Origin of the sequence: Citrobacter sp. RHBSTW-00524 (assembly GCF_013747755.1) — a bacterium.
Lineage (GTDB): Bacteria > Pseudomonadota > Gammaproteobacteria > Enterobacterales > Enterobacteriaceae > Citrobacter > Citrobacter braakii.
This window is the reverse complement of record NZ_CP056421.1, coordinates 3,405,202-3,421,253: the sequence shown is the minus strand read 5'-3', so window position 1 is coordinate 3,421,253 and position 16,052 is coordinate 3,405,202. Positions and strand designations below refer to the sequence as shown.

General features: G+C 53.1%; 15 protein-coding genes, 1 tRNA gene and 1 pseudogene. 8 read left to right on the top strand and 9 right to left on the bottom strand.

The genetic code is table 11. The features are described from left to right. Positions 1–137: 137 nt before the first annotated feature. From potF to rlmC, 6 genes are all read left to right on the top strand, one after another. Complete coding sequence (gene potF, locus HV229_RS16600; protein ID WP_016152414.1) at positions 138–1,250, top strand: spermidine/putrescine ABC transporter substrate-binding protein PotF; 1,113 nt, start codon at positions 138–140, stop codon at positions 1,248–1,250. A 138-nt stretch (positions 1,251–1,388) separates the two neighbouring features. Then, positions 1,389–2,522, top strand: a complete 1,134-nt coding sequence (potG, locus tag HV229_RS16595) for a putrescine ABC transporter ATP-binding subunit PotG (RefSeq protein WP_181545942.1) — start codon at positions 1,389–1,391, stop codon at positions 2,520–2,522. Between the two features lie 9 nt (positions 2,523–2,531). Then, positions 2,532–3,485 carry a putrescine ABC transporter permease PotH gene (gene potH, locus HV229_RS16590; RefSeq protein WP_016152416.1) on the top strand — a complete coding sequence of 318 codons (954 nt, stop codon included), beginning with the start codon at positions 2,532–2,534 and terminating at the stop codon, positions 3,483–3,485. Further along, positions 3,482–4,327, top strand: coding sequence for a putrescine ABC transporter permease PotI (gene potI, locus HV229_RS16585; protein WP_016152417.1), 846 nt, complete (start codon positions 3,482–3,484; stop codon positions 4,325–4,327). The genes potH and potI overlap by 4 nt, the downstream gene beginning before the upstream one ends. Before the next feature lie 59 nt (positions 4,328–4,386). Beyond that, entirely contained in the window at positions 4,387–4,875 is a 489-nt protein-coding gene (locus tag HV229_RS16580) for a YbjO family protein (RefSeq protein ID WP_181545940.1), read from the top strand. A 41-nt stretch (positions 4,876–4,916) separates the two neighbouring features. Next, on the top strand, positions 4,917–6,044 hold the full coding sequence (rlmC, locus tag HV229_RS16575) for a 23S rRNA (uracil(747)-C(5))-methyltransferase RlmC (RefSeq protein WP_104651572.1): 1,128 nt from the start codon (positions 4,917–4,919) through the stop codon (positions 6,042–6,044). 141 nt (positions 6,045–6,185) lie between these two features. On the opposite strand, the gene HV229_RS16570 is transcribed toward rlmC, so the two are convergent. The 3 genes from HV229_RS16570 to HV229_RS16560 all read right to left on the bottom strand — a co-directional run bounded on the left by HV229_RS16570 (position 6,186) and on the right by HV229_RS16560 (position 7,977). Beyond that, a tRNA-Ser gene (locus HV229_RS16570) sits at positions 6,186–6,273 on the bottom strand. 149 nt (positions 6,274–6,422) lie between these two features. Further along, positions 6,423–7,100 (bottom strand): isochorismatase family protein, encoded by a 678-nt coding sequence (locus HV229_RS16565; protein WP_016156101.1) that lies wholly within the window; start codon positions 7,098–7,100, stop codon positions 6,423–6,425. A gap of 16 nt (positions 7,101–7,116) precedes the next feature. Next, complete coding sequence (locus HV229_RS16560; protein WP_181545938.1) at positions 7,117–7,977, bottom strand: pirin family protein; 861 nt, start codon at positions 7,975–7,977, stop codon at positions 7,117–7,119. A gap of 108 nt (positions 7,978–8,085) precedes the next feature. Here HV229_RS16560 and HV229_RS16555 point away from each other — a divergent pair, with 108 nt between their 5' ends. Beyond that, positions 8,086–8,997, top strand: coding sequence for a LysR family transcriptional regulator (locus tag HV229_RS16555; RefSeq protein ID WP_016152423.1), 912 nt, complete (start codon positions 8,086–8,088; stop codon positions 8,995–8,997). Between the two features lie 79 nt (positions 8,998–9,076). Here HV229_RS16555 and infA read toward each other — a convergent pair whose 3' ends face one another. From infA to trxB, 6 genes and pseudogenes are all read right to left on the bottom strand, one after another. Continuing rightward, the gene (gene infA / locus HV229_RS16550) at positions 9,077–9,295 is read right to left on the bottom strand and encodes a translation initiation factor IF-1 (protein ID WP_002211347.1); all 219 of its coding nucleotides are present in this window, start codon (positions 9,293–9,295) and stop codon (positions 9,077–9,079) included. After that, positions 9,223–9,580 (bottom strand): annotated as a pseudogene (locus HV229_RS16545) (hypothetical protein). The gene infA and the pseudogene HV229_RS16545 overlap by 73 nt, the downstream one beginning before the upstream one ends. Beyond that, entirely contained in the window at positions 9,581–10,285 is a 705-nt protein-coding gene (gene aat / locus HV229_RS16540; RefSeq protein ID WP_181545936.1) for a leucyl/phenylalanyl-tRNA--protein transferase, read from the bottom strand. A 44-nt stretch (positions 10,286–10,329) separates the two neighbouring features. Continuing rightward, complete coding sequence (gene cydC, locus HV229_RS16535; RefSeq protein WP_181545934.1) at positions 10,330–12,051, bottom strand: cysteine/glutathione ABC transporter ATP-binding protein/permease CydC; 1,722 nt, start codon at positions 12,049–12,051, stop codon at positions 10,330–10,332. Continuing rightward, entirely contained in the window at positions 12,052–13,818 is a 1,767-nt protein-coding gene (gene cydD, locus HV229_RS16530; protein WP_181545932.1) for a cysteine/glutathione ABC transporter permease/ATP-binding protein CydD, read from the bottom strand. 114 nt (positions 13,819–13,932) lie between these two features. Beyond that, positions 13,933–14,901 carry a thioredoxin-disulfide reductase gene (gene trxB, locus HV229_RS16525; protein ID WP_181545930.1) on the bottom strand — a complete coding sequence of 323 codons (969 nt, stop codon included), beginning with the start codon at positions 14,899–14,901 and terminating at the stop codon, positions 13,933–13,935. Between the two features lie 547 nt (positions 14,902–15,448). Here trxB and lrp point away from each other — a divergent pair. Further along, positions 15,449–15,943: a leucine-responsive transcriptional regulator Lrp gene (gene lrp / locus HV229_RS16520; protein WP_002439523.1), complete on the top strand. Its 495-nt coding sequence runs from the start codon at positions 15,449–15,451 to the stop codon at positions 15,941–15,943. The last annotated feature ends 109 nt before the right edge of the window (positions 15,944–16,052 follow it).

Genomic DNA, 16,052 nt, shown 5'->3' with positions numbered 1-16,052 from the left:
ACAGCGCGCAATAGCGGCGTGAGGAGAGGCCTCTCTTTTCATGGGTGCCGCTTGAAAGAATATGCACGTTTCTTGCATATCATTAGAGTGTGACATTTTTGTTCGTTTGTTAACGAACTTTCAGAAGGAAAGAGATTATGACCGCCTTAAATAAACGATGGTTACCAGGCCTGGTTGCGGGTGCTCTGATGGCCATCTCTGCTGGCACGCTCGCTGCTGAACAAAAAACGCTGCATATTTATAACTGGTCTGATTATATTGCCCCGGATACGGTGGCTAATTTTGAAAAAGAGACCGGAATTAAAGTTATCTATGACGTATTTGATTCCAATGAAGTGCTGGAAGGTAAGCTCATGGCTGGCAGTACCGGCTTTGACCTTGTCGTTCCATCCGCCAGTTTCCTTGAGCGTCAACTGACCGCGGGCGTCTTCCAGCCGCTGGATAAGAGCAAATTGCCTGGCTGGAAAAACCTCGATCCTGAGCTGCTGAAGCTGGTGGGTAAACACGATCCGGACAACAAGTTTGCGATGCCGTATATGTGGGCAACAACCGGTATTGGCTATAACGTGGATAAAGTGAAAGCGGTACTGGGGCCAGATGCGCCGGTTAATAGCTGGGATCTGATCCTCAAGCCAGAAAATCTGGAAAAACTCAAAAGCTGCGGCGTCTCTTTCCTCGACGCGCCCGAAGAAGTGTTTGCCACCGTGCTGAATTATTTGGGTAAAGATCCAAACAGTACCAAAGCGGATGATTACACCGGACCGGCAACCGATCTGCTGTTGAAACTGCGCCCGAACATTCGCTACTTCCACTCCTCGCAGTACATTAACGACCTGGCAAACGGTGATACCTGCGTGGCGATTGGCTGGGCCGGGGATGTATGGCAGGCGGCAAACCGGGCGAAAGAAGCGAAAAATGGCGTCAATATTTCCTTCTCAATTCCTAAGGAAGGTGCGATGGCCTTCTTTGATGTGTTCGCGATGCCAGCCGATGCGAAAAACAAAGACGAAGCCTACCAGTTCCTCAACTACCTGCTGCGCCCTGATGTAATTGCGCATATTTCTGACCACGTGTTCTATGCCAATGCCAACAAAGAAGCGACAGCACTGGTCAGCCAGGACGTTCGCGACAACCCGGGCATTTACCCGCCTGCCGATGTCCGCGCCAAGCTGTTCACGCTGAAAGTACAGGATCCGAAGATCGACCGTGTACGTACTCGCGCCTGGACGAAGGTAAAAAGCGGGAAATAACCCGATGTACGGGACGTGACCCGGCAGGATTTACGCCTGCCGGGCAGTGTTGATCCCGGACACATATAACCCGGCAATACGCACCACCGTGGTGCGTTATTTGCACCGTTTCTTTGTTTTATGCCGGAGAGCGCCTAATTGAATGATGCAACCCCACGCCCACACGCGAAAATCCGCAAGGCGCTGACCCCGCTGCTTGAAATTCGCAACCTGACCAAGTCCTTTGACGGTCAGCACGCCGTTGATGACGTCAATCTTACTATCTACAAAGGTGAAATATTTGCTCTGCTCGGGGCGTCCGGCTGCGGTAAATCGACCCTATTGCGGATGCTGGCGGGATTTGAACAGCCAACAACCGGGCAAATTATGCTTGATGGCGTCGATTTAGCGCATGTCCCGCCTTATCTGCGTCCGATTAATATGATGTTTCAGTCCTATGCACTGTTTCCGCACATGACGGTAGAGCAGAACATTGCCTTTGGCCTCAAGCAGGACAAGCTGCCAAAGGCTGAAATCGCCAGCCGGGTGAGTGAGATGCTGGGACTCGTGCATATGCAGGAGTTCGCCAAACGTAAGCCGCATCAGCTTTCTGGCGGTCAGCGTCAGCGCGTGGCGTTGGCGCGTAGCCTGGCGAAACGCCCGAAGCTGCTGCTGCTGGATGAGCCGATGGGGGCGCTGGATAAAAAGCTCCGTGACCGCATGCAACTGGAAGTGGTGGATATCCTTGAACGTGTCGGCGTGACCTGCGTGATGGTGACGCACGATCAGGAAGAAGCCATGACGATGGCGGGCCGCATTGCGATCATGAACCGTGGAAAATTTGTCCAGATCGGCGAGCCTGAAGAGATCTACGAGCATCCGACTACGCGTTACAGTGCAGAATTTATCGGTTCGGTTAACGTCTTTGAGGGGCTGCTGAAAGAACGTCAGGAAGATGGTCTGGTTATTGAGTCTCCAGGACTGGTACATCCGCTGAAAGTGGATGCAGACGCTTCCGTTGTCGATAACGTCCCGGTGTATGTTGCGCTGCGCCCGGAAAAAATCATGCTCTGCGAAGCCCCTCCGCCAGAGGGATATAACTTCGCGGTAGGCGAAGTGGTGCACATTGCCTATCTGGGTGATTTGTCGGTGTACCACGTACGCTTGAAAAGTGGCCAGATGCTGAGCGCTCAGCTACAAAATGAACATCGTTATCGCAAGGGATTACCAACCTGGGGTGACGAAGTCCGTTTATGTTGGGATGCGGACAGCTGTGTGGTGTTGACGGTTTAAGGAGCGAAGATGAGTACACTTGAACCTCCGGCGCGCGTGGATAACGTGGGGCGTTTCACGCTGTTTATGTCGCGACTGCAAATGAAGCACGGGCGCAAGCTGGTCATCGCGCTGCCGTATGTGTGGCTGATGCTCCTGTTTCTGCTGCCATTTCTGATCGTCTTCAAAATCAGTTTGGCTGAAATGGCGCGGGCTATTCCGCCGTATACCGACCTCATTTCATGGGCTGACGATCAGTTATCCATCACCCTCAATTTAGGCAATTTCCTGCAACTGACGGACGATCCGCTCTATTTTGATGCGTACCTGCAATCTTTGCAGGTAGCGGGGATTTCGACTGTCTGTTGCCTGCTGTTGGGATATCCGCTGGCATGGGCGGTCGCGCACAGCAAACCCTCGACACGCAATATTCTGTTGCTGCTGGTGATCCTGCCGTCCTGGACGTCATTTTTGATTCGCGTATACGCCTGGATGGGGATCCTGAAAAATAACGGTGTCCTGAACAACGTTCTGATGTGGCTGGGCGTTATCGACCAACCGTTGACGATTCTGCACACCAATCTGGCGGTCTATATCGGTATTGTTTACGCCTATTTGCCCTTTATGGTGCTGCCGATTTATACCGCGCTGACGCGTATTGATTACTCGCTGGTGGAAGCGGCACTGGATTTAGGCGCCCGACCGTTGAAAACCTTCTTTAGCGTGATCGTGCCGTTGACCAAGGGCGGGATTATCGCCGGGTCAATGCTGGTGTTTATCCCGGCGGTTGGGGAGTTTGTGATCCCGGAACTGCTGGGCGGCCCGGACAGCATCATGATTGGGCGTGTGCTTTGGCAGGAGTTTTTCAATAACCGTGACTGGCCGGTGGCTTCTGCCGTCGCCATTATTATGCTGCTGTTACTGATTGTGCCGATCATGTGGTTTCATAAATATCAGCAAAAAAGCGTGGGGGAACACGGATGAATAACTTACCGGTCGTTCGCTCGCCGTGGCGTATTTTTATCCTGGTACTGGGTTTTACCTTCCTGTACGCGCCGATGCTGATGTTGGTTATCTATTCGTTTAACAGCTCCAAGCTGGTGACGGTCTGGGCGGGGTGGTCAACGCGTTGGTATGGTGAGCTTTTCCACGATAGCGCGATGATAAGCGCCGTGGGCATGAGCTTAACGATTGCCGCCTGTGCTGCGACGATGGCGGCAATTCTCGGTACCATCGCCGCCGTGGTGATGGTGCGCTTTGGTCGTTTTCGTGGATCAAATGGTTTCGCCTTTATGATCACCGCACCGCTGGTGATGCCGGATGTCATTACCGGTTTGTCGCTGCTGCTGCTATTTGTGGCTTTGGCGCACGCCATCGGCTGGCCAGCGGATCGCGGTATGTTGACCATCTGGCTGGCGCACGTCACATTCTGTACAGCGTACGTGGCGGTAGTGATTTCCTCGCGTTTACGCGAACTGGATCACTCCATTGAGGAAGCGGCGATGGATCTTGGTGCCACGCCGCTGAAGGTTTTTTTCGTCATCACGCTGCCGATGATTATGCCGGCGGTGATCTCAGGGTGGTTACTGGCCTTTACGCTGTCGCTTGATGACCTGGTCATTGCCAGTTTTGTCTCTGGTCCTGGCGCCACAACGTTACCCATGCTGGTGTTCTCCAGCGTACGTATGGGGGTCAATCCGGAGATCAACGCGCTGGCGACGTTGATACTTGGCGTGGTAGGAATTATCGGATTTATCGCGTGGTATCTGATGGCGCGAACAGAAAAACAACGGATTCGCGATATCCAACGTGCAAGACGCGGCTGAAAAAACTAAAATCTGCCAACCTGTCTATACGGCGCAGCTGCGGTGGCTGCGCCGTTTTCATGGAAGACGACGCGTTGGGATTTTTTAAGAAATCATCCACATCACATGCCCGTTTAAACGTCCCTACTTTAGTGCAGGTGGCGGCGCTGGCTATTATCATGATCCGCTGTCTCGATCTGTTGATGATTTTTAATACGCTCGGGTTTCGCGGAACCAGCGAGTTTATTCATCGCAGCGTCCAGACCTGGAATTTGACGCTGGTATTTCTGGGTAGCCTGGTGCTGCTGTTTATCGAAATTTACTGCGCATTTTCGCTGGTTAAAGGTCGGAACTGGGCACGCTGGGTCTATCTACTGACCCAGATTATCGCCAGCGTCTATCTGTGGGCGGCCTCATTGGGCTATGGATATCCGGAACTGTTCAGTATTGCGGGAGAGTCCAGACGTGAAATCCTGCATACGCTGGTAATGCAAAAATTACCGGATATGCTGGTGTTGCTACTGCTGTTTGTTCCTGCGTCCAGCAGGTGGTTCTTCCGCTTGCAATAACGTGTATAATCTTCGCCCCCTGTTAATTTTTAGGTTTTTGTATGCAGTGCGCACTTTATGACGCCGAACGCTGCCGCTCTTGTCAGTGGATAACGCAGCCTGTCGCCGATCAACTCTTCGCCAAAACAGCCGATCTGCAGAATCTGCTGGCCGCTTATCCGGTCGGAGAATGGTGCGCGCCGGTCAGCGGCCCGGAGAGCGCTTTTCGTAATAAAGCCAAAATGGTGGTCAGCGGCAGCGTGGAAAAACCGCTGCTGGGGATGTTGCATCGTGACGGTACGCCGGAGGATTTGTGCGAGTGTCCGCTCTATCCTGAGTCTTTTGCGCCGGTGTTTGCCGCACTAAAACCGTTTATCGCCCGTGCGGGGTTGACGCCCTATAACGTGGCGCGCAAACGCGGGGAGCTGAAATATCTGCTGTTAACGGAAAGCCGGTTTGATGGCGGTATGATGCTGCGTTTTGTTCTGCGCTCCGATGCGAAACTGGCACAACTGCGTACGGCGCTGCCATGGTTACAGGCCCAGCTTCCGCAGTTAAAAGTGATCACCGCCAATATTCAACCTGTGCATATGGCGATTATGGAAGGGGAGAGCGAAATCTACCTGACGGAACAACAGGCGCTGGCTGAACGCTTTAACGATGTGCCATTGTGGATACGCCCACAGAGCTTCTTCCAGACCAACCCCGTGGTGGCTGGGTATTTATATGCCACGGCGCGCGACTGGGTGCGACAGCTTCCGGTTAATCACATGTGGGATCTGTTTTGCGGCGTCGGGGGTTTTGGTTTGCACTGCGCCACGCCGCAGATGAAACTGACGGGTATTGAAATTGCGCCAGAGGCCATTACCTGTGCGAAACAGTCGGCGCAGGAGCTTGGGTTGCAGAATCTGCATTTTCAGGCGCTGGATTCAACCCAGTTTGCTACCGCGCAGGGAGAAGTGCCGGACCTGGTGCTGGTGAATCCGCCTCGTCGGGGGATTGGGAAGCCGCTGTGCGATTTTCTCTCCCGCATGGCACCGCGTTTTATCGTTTACTCCAGCTGTAATGCACAAACCATGGCGAAGGATATCCACGAGTTGCCTGGATATCGCATTGAACGCGTCCAACTTTTTGATATGTTCCCACATACCGCGCATTACGAAGTGTTAACACTGCTCAGCCGACAATAACCGACATGCCTGATGGCGCTACGCTTATCAGGCTACGCAGAGATGTTGAAATGTAGGCCGGATAAGGCGCATGCGCTGCATCCGGCAAATGCAACATGCGAAAAAAAAGCCCGTACTTGCGTACGAGCTCTTTCTCGAATATGGCGGTGAGGGGGGGATTCGAACCCCCGATACGTTGCCGTATACACACTTTCCAGGCGTGCTCCTTCAGCCACTCGGACACCTCACCATATTGTATTGCTGCCTGACCGCTTGGGGGGCAACGGGGCGCTACTATAGGGAGTTGCGCTAAAACGGTCAAGCAGAATTTACGTGTTAACTCTCGTTTGGTTACGCAATGTACATATTCCTCCGCCCGGACAGGCGCGGAGAATATGATTAGCGCTGCGAGTCCAGTTTTTCGCCGTTGGTCACGACTTCCTGGGCCTTGCTATAGCTCTCGATCAGCAACTGATAAGCCGGGAAGATTTTGGTATACACTTCCGCCCATTCAGCGGCATCTTCACGGTTCCATGTCCCCTGAATTTCAGAAGCGACGGCGGCGGTATCCATCGGTATCACGCCAGCCTGAACAACACGTGCCAGGGTGATTTCCTGCGCCATTTTGCTGTAAGTACCGGAAGCATCGATCACTGCGAAGACCTTGTAGCCCTCAGCAACCGCGCTGATGGCCGGGAAAGCCATGCACACGCTGGTGATCGTACCGGCGATAATCAGCGTCTTACGACCCGTAGCTTTGACCGCTTTCACGAAGTCTTCGTTATCCCAGGCGTTGATTTCGCCTTTACGTGCTACGTATTGGGCATGTGGCGCATTGGCATGGATCTCTGGGATCAACGGGCCGTTAGGCCCCTGCGGTACCGATGCCGTGGTAATTACCGGCATCTTCGCCAGGGTTGCGATTTTAGCCAGCGCGGCGGCACGCGCACGCAGTTCCGGCATGGGCATATCGCCGACGGTCTGGAACAGCCCACTCTGATGATCGATAAGCAGCATGACGGAATCATTCACATCGATGACCGGACGTGAACCATTAAAGTTTGCAGGACTGGACATATTCTTCTCCTTCGATTCAGATTTGGCCAAAGCGGCCGGAGTTAAAATCGCGGACGGCTTCAGCGATTTCTTGTTTCGTATTCATCACAAACGGACCGTAACCTACAATCGGCTCGTTCAACGGTTCGCCAGACAGCAGCAGCACGCTGGCGTCGCTGGTGGCTTCAATGTGTAGCGTTTTCCCCTGCTGGCTTAGCACTACCAGTTGTGCTTCGCTGGCAGGCGTGGTGCCGTTTACGGTGATATTCCCTTTTAATACCACCAGAGCGGTGCTCCACCCTTCAGACTGGGACAACGTCAGCGGATGATTACGTTGCAGGCGCATATCCCAGACGTTCAGCGGTGAAAAGGTGTGTGCCGGGCCTTTCGTATCCTGATAGCTGCCCGCGATCACGCGAACGCTGCCTGCATCATCGGGCAAGGCGACGGTGGGAATAACATCGCTGCTGATGCCCTGATAACCCGGTACGGCCATTTTGTCTTTTGCCGGCAGATTGACCCACAGTTGCACCATTTCCAGTTCACCGCCCTGACGGGTAAATTCCGGGGAGTGGAACTCGTCGTGTAATATTCCTGCACCAGCGGTCATCCACTGCACATCGCCAGGGCCGATAATGCCGCCGCGACCGGTTGAATCACGGTGTTCAACTTCGCCGCTGTAAACGATAGTCACCGTCTCAAAACCGCGGTGAGGGTGTTCACCTACGCCGCGTTTTTCGTTACCCGGCGTGAACGTATGCGGACCCGCGTAATCAAGCAGCAGGAACGGGCTTAATTGCTCAGCATGAGACTGGTAAGAGAACATCGAGCGAACCGGAAATCCATCGCCAACCCAGTGTGGGCGAGGTGCGGTGTAGACGCCTGTTACTTGTTTCATATGTGTCTCCTCAGTGGCGTTGTTTTGATGTGAATAAGCTTATATTCATGACAGCGAGCTGAGTAGTAGCTAAAATAGCCCTCACTGTCTCAAAAATAGGACAATGAAATGACAAGGCCGGATCTCAATGATTTTGCATGGTTTGTGCATGTTGTAGAGGAAGGGGGATTCGCGGCGGCGGGTCGGGCGCTTGATGAACCAAAATCAAAACTGAGCCGACGAATAGCGCAACTCGAAGAGAGACTGGGGGTACGACTGATTCAGCGAACCACCCGGCAATTTAACGTGACTGAAGTCGGGCAAACCTTTTACGAACACTGTAAGGCGATGCTGGTGGAGGCGCAGGCGGCGCAGGATGCCATTGCCGCGTTACAGGTTGAACCGCGTGGCGTTGTGAAGCTGACTTGTCCTGTCACGTTGCTGCATGTGCATATCGGGCCAATGCTTGCCCGTTTTATGGCACGTTATCCTGACGTATCAGTACAACTGGAGGCCACTAACCGTCGTGTTGACGTCGTTGGAGAAGGTCTGGATGTGGCGATTCGCGTCAGACCTCGGCCATTTGAGGATAGCGACCTGGTGATGCGCGTCCTGGCGGACAGAGGACATCGCTTGTATGCCAGCCCGCAGTTAATTGAGCAGATGGGGGCGCTACACTCTCCGGCAGAGCTGACCCGTTGGCCAGGTTTGAGTCTGGCCTCTGGTAAACATGTGCATCGTTGGGAGTTATTCGGCCCGCAGGGCGCGCGGGCGGAGGTGCATTTCACGCCGCGTATGATCACCACCGATATGCTGGCGTTACGCGAAGCCGCAGTCGCCGGCGTAGGTGTTGTTCAACTTCCACAGTTGATGGTAAAAGATCAATTAGCAGCGGGTGAGTTGGTGGCGTTGCTCGACGGTTGGGAACCTAAGCGAGAAATTATTCACGCAGTCTTTCCATCACGCAGGGGATTATTACCGTCAGTGCGCGCATTAGTGGATTTCTTAACGGAAGAATATGCGCGGATGATTGAGGATTAAATACCAGGCCTCAGTCCACAAAAAAGGCCGGTTAAACCGACCTTTTATTATCTGGACGCCATTCGGGCGTTAAAAACAATCAGCGACTACGGAAGACAATGCGGCCTTTGCTCAGGTCGTACGGGGTCAGCTCAACAGTCACTTTGTCGCCCGTCAGGATGCGGATATAGTTTTTACGCATTTTACCGGAGATGTGTGCAGTAACCACGTGACCGTTTTCTAACTCTACGCGGAACATGGTATTAGGTAACGTATCGAGAACGGTACCCTGCATTTCAATATTGTCTTCTTTGGCCATCTAATCCTCTGGGGTATCACTACCGTAATTTGAACCGGCAAGATAATGCCGAAGTTCTTTTAATAAGTAAAGATTTGTGCGTTTAAAACACAGCAAATCGGGTTTGGCGCATTACTCTATCCACACACGGCAAAGCCGCACTTAAAGCGCAACGTGTAAGGGAACGAGGAGATAAACGATAGGCGTTGCCTGACGCGAACTGTTCCTTAACGGCGGCGGGGTAATGGGCTAAACCAACTCTGCGCGACAATTATAACACCCCGACAAAAAATGTGCCGAAAACATTCACTCCTGAGGTGAAAATAACGTCCTGGGAATCCAGAAATGGCTCGGTAGCCGCTGCTGGCGCAGTCTGCTCAGGTGCTCAAGGTACTCCCGACGCGGTGTTTCGACGGCGCCCAGCGAGGCTGTGTGGCTATTTAATACCTGGCAGTCGATTAATTTTCCGCCCTGACGGATAAATTCAGCGCAAAAAACAAGCAGTGCGGTTTTGGACGCATTTTCCTGACGGCTGAACATCGATTCGCCACAAAACAGCGTACCTTGCCCCACGCCATACATACCGCCCACTAATTCATTTTGTCGCCACACCTCAATTGAGTGGGCATGCCCCAGTTCGTGCAGGCGATGGTAAGCATCCACCACATCATGCGTTATCCAGGTGCCTTCTTCCCGGTCATTCGCGCAGCCTTCAATCACCTGACCAAACGCGTAATTGAGCGTCACGCGATAAGGCGAATTTTTATGAAAGCGTTTCATGCTGCGGCTGAGGTGAAATTTCTCGGGCCAAAGAATGGCGCGCGGATCGGGCGACCACCAAAGGATGGGGTCGCCAGGTGAAAACCATGGGAAAATACCGCGCTGATAGGCCATCAGCAGGCGGGCAGGGCTGAGATCGCCGCCAAGCGCCAATAAACCGTTAGGCTCGCGTAAAGCGCCTTCCGGTGACGGGAAGGCTATGGAATGGCGGGACAGTTGCACCAGGCGCATGACAGCGAAACTCCACTACGCGAGTTTGATCGTTCAATAATAGCTTACAGACGTTGCTTAAACTGGTAATAACGCCCCTGCCTGGCTAACAGATCTGCGTGATTACCTTGCTCAATAATTTGTCCGTTGTCCATTACTATTATTTGATCAAAACGTGACAGCCCACGCAGACGATGTGTAACCATTAATACGGTTTTATTGCGCATGACATCGCTAATTAATTCAAGCATTTGACTTTCCGTTGTGGCATCCAACCCTTCGGTGGGTTCATCCAGCAGCATCAGCGGAGCATCGTGCAATAAGGCGCGGGCGATAGCCAGACGACGGAGCTCGCCGCCAGAAAGCTGACGACCGCCTTCGCCAAGCCAGGCGTTGAGTCCATCATCCTCAATCAGTTTGTCCAGACCGACGCGGCACAACATCGCGGTTAAGGCGTCATCGCCGGCGTGCGGTGCCGCCAGCAACAGGTTATCGCGAAGCGTAGCGCTGAACAGATGCACGCGCTGTGGCACGACGCTGATACTCTGGCGCAGCGTGGCTTCACTAAGGGTCGCAATCGGCTGTTCGTTAATCAGGATCTCGCCACTCTGCGGATCCCATGCGCGGGTTAGTAATTGCAATAACGTTGATTTACCACAGCCGGTGCGACCGAGAATCGCAATGTGTTCACCGGGGTTGGCCTGCAGGGAAAGTGTATCGAGCGCCTTTTGCGCCTGTCCTGCATAGCTGAATGACACATCGCGTAGCGTAAGGGTTACCTGCTCTGAAACCGAGGAACCCGCATCCGGGAAGGTCACTTCTGGCTGCTGTTCGGTCAGTTCGGTGATGCGCAGCGCAGAGGCAATAACCTGGCCGAGATGCTGAAACGCGCCGGTGACAGGCGCTAACGCTTCGAACGCGGCTAGTGCACAGAAGACAAACAGCGCGATCAGTGCGCCTGGCTGGGTGTTACCGCCCACGCCGCCTGAGGCCATCCATAGCATCATAATCACTGCCAGCGCGCCGACTAACAGCATGACCGCCTGCGACAACGCCGTTAATTCAGACTGGCGTCTCTGGGCTTCGTGCCATTGCAACTCGGTGGCTTCCATTTGAGCGCGGTAGCGTTCACTGGCGCCAAAAATGGTCAATTCAGCCTGGCCCTGTAGCCAGGAGGTTAACTGCTGACGATATTGCCCACGCAGATGCGTCAGACTTTGTCCGGTGCTTTTGCCTGCCTGATAAAAGAGTGGGGGCAGAATAAATAAGGTCAGCAGCATAATACCGCCGAGGGTGATAGCCAGCGTGAAATCGAGAACGCTTAGACCCAGCGTGACCACCATGATGACGACAAAAGCCCCCACCAGCGGGGAGATCACGCGCAAGTACAGATGATCGAGCGTGTCTACATCAGCCACCACGCGGTTAAGTAATTCACCCTGTCCATAACGGGACAGGCCCGCAGGAGAGAGCGGCAGTAGTTTGCTGAAGGTATAAATACGCAAATGCTGCAGCACACGGAATGTTGCGTCATGGCTGACCAGTCGTTCGAAATAACGCCCCGCGGTGCGGGTGATCGCTGCGCCGCGTACGCCTGCGGCAGGGAGCATATAGTTAAAGCTGTAAATCCCGGTGACGCCAACCACCGCAGAAGCCGACAGGAACCAACCTGAAAGCGTCAGTAAGCCAATACTTGCCAGCAGCGTGACGATCGCCAGAACGATCCCCAGCGTTAACATCCATTTGTGACGTTTATACAGCGTCAGATAAGGTAGCAAAGCGCGCATTTAGATGTCCTCCTGACGATGAGCCAGTAATGTCGCAAAAGCCCCGTTGGCTGAGCTAAGTTCGGTCCAGGTACCTTGTTCAACGATCTGTCCGTCCTGCATCACCCAGATAGCGTCCCAGTCGGCAAGATCTTCCAACTGGTGCGTCACCATCAGCGTGGTCTGGCGGCGAGATGCCGCGTTTAACGCCTGCATCACGCGTTGTTCGCTGTGCGCATCAAGACTGGCGGCGGGTTCATCCAGCAGCAGTAACTGACAGGGATTGAGTAAGGCGCGAGCAACGGCAACGCGCTGCGCTTGCCCGACGGAAAGTCGGGCCGCCTGATCGCCGACTGGCGTATCCACGCCCTGCGGCAGCAGCGGTAAAAACTCGCTGACCCAGGCGCTGTCGAGTGCGGCTTGTAGCTGTTCTTCGCTGGCATCGGGGCGAGCCAGCAGAACGTTTTCGCGTAACGTGGCGGCAGGAAGCTGCGGATTTTGCCCGACCCATGACAGCTGTTTACGCCAGGAAGCAGGTGACAGGTCGCGAAGTTCAAAGCCGTTAATTCGCAGCGATCCCCGATAAGAGAGGAAACCGGACAGGACATTAAGCAGCGAACTTTTACCGGAACCGCTGCGTCCAACCAGCACCGCGCGTTGACCGGCTGCCAGGGTAAAGTTGAGCGGGCCGGCCAGCACTTTACCTTCCGGCGAAGTGATAATCAGATCGTGTGCCTCAATTGAAACGGCGTCTTTCGTCGCCAGCTCAATGTCGCCACGCTCTGGATGAGCCAGCGGGGTTTCCATGAAGGTTTTCAGACTATCAGCTGCACCAACGGCTTGCGCTTTGGCGTGATAAAACGTGCCCAGATCGCGCAGGGGCTGGAAAAACTCCGGCGCCAGAATGAGCGCGAGGAAGCCTGCTGCCAGCGTGACGCCTGTCCCGTAGTGGCCGAAATCTAGCTCTCCGAGGTAGGAAAAACCGAAGTAAACCGCCACCAGCGCAATAGACAGAGAGGTAAAGAACTCAAGGACACCGGATGACAGGAACGCCAGGCGCAGGACTTCCATGGTGCGCTGGCGGAAATCTTGCGACGCAGCGCGGATGCTTTCCGTTTCGGCTTCACCGCGACCAAATATTCTTAGCGTTTCCATGCCCCGCAGACGATCGAGGAAATGACCGCTGAGGCGGGCAAGAGCCTGAAAATTGCGGCGGTTAGCATCGGCAGCGCCCATACCGACCATTGCCATAAATAACGGGATCAGCGGGGCTGTTCCGAGCAGAATAAGGGCGGCTACCCAGTTTGACGGGAATACCGCCGCCACAATCAATAATGGGACGCATACGGCCAGCGCCATTTGCGGCAGATAACGTGCATAGTAATCATGCATATCGTCAATCTGTTCCAGGATCAGCGTGGCCCAGCTTCCGGCCGGTTTGCCCTGTATCCAGGCCGGACCAGCCTGTTGCAGACGGTCAAGCACCTGGCGGCGAATTTCAAAGCGAATATGTTGCCCTGCGTGAAACCCGACCCGTTCGCGTAACCAGACGACCCATGCCCGCAGGATGAAAATCAATACCAGCACGATGAACGGAAGCAGCAGCGCCTCTCGGGGAATATTGGCCATGATCATATGGTCCAGAATGCGGGCCATGAGCCAGGCCTGAGCGACGATTAACAGACCACTCACGAACCCCAACAGGCGTGAAATGTTCAGCCATCGTTGGGAAATTACACTTTGCTGTTTTAACCAGCGGGTCAGCTCTTTTTGACGGGTTTTATTCATTGCACGCTTAGCAGGTGAGTTATTGGAATTTTTGGGCAGGGCAATGTTACAACGAGGCAAAAATAAAGGCGACTTATAGTCGCCTTTTTTACTTTTGTTACTGATTTGTAAAACTTATTTGCAAGCGTCCGCCAGACCGTCGAGATAACGTTCTGCATCAAGCGCGGCCATACAGCCTGTGCCCGCAGAGGTGATCGCCTGGCGATAAATATGATCCATCACGTCACCGGCTGCGAAGACCCCCGGAATGCTGGTTTGTGTGGCATTACCGTGAATACCGGACTGAACTTTGATGTAGCCGTTTTCCAGTTCAAGCTGACCGTCGAAAATGGCAGTATTCGGGCTGTGACCGATAGCGACAAACAATCCGGCAACGTCAAGTGACTCCACATTGTCAGTGTTTTGCGTATCGCGCAGGCGCAGCCCGGTTACGCCCATTTGATCACCGGTTACTTCTTCCAGCGTGCGGTGGGTGTGCAGCATGATGTTGCCGTTTTCAACTTTATCCATCAAACGCTTGATGAGAATTTTCTCAGCGCGGAAACTGTCGCGACGGTGAATCAAATGCACTTCAGATGCGATATTCGCCAGATACAGTGCTTCTTCAACCGCAGTGTTGCCACCGCCAATCACCGCAACTTTTTGGTTACGGTAGAAGAAACCGTCGCATGTCGCGCAGGCGGAAACGCCGCGGCCTTTGAATGCTTCTTCTGAAGGCAAGCCCAGGTAACGTGCTGAAGCGCCGGTAGCGATGATCAGTGCGTCACAGGTGTACTCTCCGCTATCGCCGGTCAGACGGAAAGGGCGGTTTTGCAGATCAACTTTGCTGATGTGATCAAAAATGATTTCTGTATCAAATTTGGTCGCATGTTCGTGCATACGCTCCATCAGCAGCGGGCCAGTGAGATCGTGCGGATCGCCAGGCCAGTTTTCCACTTCTGTTGTTGTGGTCAGTTGACCACCTTTTTCCATACCGGTAATCAGTACCGGTTGCAGGTTAGCGCGTGCAGCGTAGACCGCAGCGGTATATCCCGCAGGGCCTGAGCCCAGAATAAGAAGTTTACTGTGTTTGGTTGCGCCCATGAGATCCCCATAGTTGTTGGCAGGCAATGAGCAGGATTGTAGGGAATTTACAGGCGTAAAAAAAGAGTATGGCGATTTTGTTAACAATTTGTGTAATAGCAGAAACCGATGAGCGGGGGAATAAGTCGTAATACTATAACGATTTCTACTAAAAATCGGTCAGTTATAAGGTGATAAAATGACGATTTTCCATCACTGCGAATGAATAACTGGCATGTTGTACTAAAAATCGATGTTTTACTTTGACAATCACCTGCTGTTTTGCGAAAACAGTCAAGGAAGAAAAAAAATGTGTCATGTATGTGCTGCATAATCATGCATGTAGTTACCATGTTTACCGTGTTAGCGAAATCTACGCATGGTGTGGACAGATGCCATTCGTGATGTCGATAGCCGCCGACAGGCAACGGTCTTCTCACCATAAGCCCAGGCATTACAAACCGAAAATCCCTCTGGGTTGCGGTTTATTTTGATGGGTAGCGACTCTGAACAGTGATGTTGGTAGAGTCAGGCAGGAGTAGGGAAGGAATACAGAGAGACAATAATAATGGTAGATAGTAAGAAGCGCCCTGGCAAAGATCTCGACCGTATCGATCGTAACATTCTTAATGAGCTGCAAAAGGATGGGCGTATTTCTAACGTCGAGCTTTCTAAACGTGTGGGACTTTCACCAACGCCCTGCCTTGAGCGTGTGCGTCGGTTGGAAAGACAGGGTTTTATTCAGGGCTATACAGCGCTGTTAAACCCGCATTATCTGGATGCATCACTTCTGGTTTTTGTTGAGATTACTCTGAATCGTGGCGCCCCGGATGTGTTTGAGCAATTTAACTCTGCAGTACAAAAACTTGAAGAAATTCAAGAGTGTCATTTGGTTTCCGGTGATTTCGACTATTTGTTGAAAACACGCGTACCGGATATGTCGGCGTACCGTAAGCTGTTGGGGGAAACCCTGCTGCGTCTGCCTGGCGTGAATGACACACGTACTTATGTCGTAATGGAAGAAGTCAAACAGAGCAATCGTCTGGTAATTAAGACGCGCTAACACGGAACAGGTGCAAAATCGACGCAGTTTGATTACACTCCTGTTAATCCATACAGCAACAGTGCCGGGGCAACCCGGTGCTGTTGTCCGTTTTAGCATCGGGCAGGAA

Coding starts and splice junctions, on each gene's coding strand:
- HV229_RS16560 (WP_181545938.1), bottom strand. CDS start 7,977: ATGAAACAAGTAACAGGCGTCTACACCGCACCTCGCCCACACTGGGTT.
- potH (WP_016152416.1), top strand. CDS start 2,532: ATGAGTACACTTGAACCTCCGGCGCGCGTGGATAACGTGGGGCGTTTC.
- HV229_RS16555 (WP_016152423.1), top strand. CDS start 8,086: ATGACAAGGCCGGATCTCAATGATTTTGCATGGTTTGTGCATGTTGTA.
- potI (WP_016152417.1), top strand. CDS start 3,482: ATGAATAACTTACCGGTCGTTCGCTCGCCGTGGCGTATTTTTATCCTG.
- cydD (WP_181545932.1), bottom strand. CDS start 13,818: ATGAATAAAACCCGTCAAAAAGAGCTGACCCGCTGGTTAAAACAGCAA.
- potF (WP_016152414.1), top strand. CDS start 138: ATGACCGCCTTAAATAAACGATGGTTACCAGGCCTGGTTGCGGGTGCT.
- lrp (WP_002439523.1), top strand. CDS start 15,449: ATGGTAGATAGTAAGAAGCGCCCTGGCAAAGATCTCGACCGTATCGAT.
- HV229_RS16580 (WP_181545940.1), top strand. CDS start 4,387: ATGGAAGACGACGCGTTGGGATTTTTTAAGAAATCATCCACATCACAT.
- rlmC (WP_104651572.1), top strand. CDS start 4,917: ATGCAGTGCGCACTTTATGACGCCGAACGCTGCCGCTCTTGTCAGTGG.
- HV229_RS16565 (WP_016156101.1), bottom strand. CDS start 7,100: ATGTCCAGTCCTGCAAACTTTAATGGTTCACGTCCGGTCATCGATGTG.
- aat (WP_181545936.1), bottom strand. CDS start 10,285: ATGCGCCTGGTGCAACTGTCCCGCCATTCCATAGCCTTCCCGTCACCG.
- trxB (WP_181545930.1), bottom strand. CDS start 14,901: ATGGGCGCAACCAAACACAGTAAACTTCTTATTCTGGGCTCAGGCCCT.
- infA (WP_002211347.1), bottom strand. CDS start 9,295: ATGGCCAAAGAAGACAATATTGAAATGCAGGGTACCGTTCTCGATACG.
- cydC (WP_181545934.1), bottom strand. CDS start 12,051: ATGCGCGCTTTGCTACCTTATCTGACGCTGTATAAACGTCACAAATGG.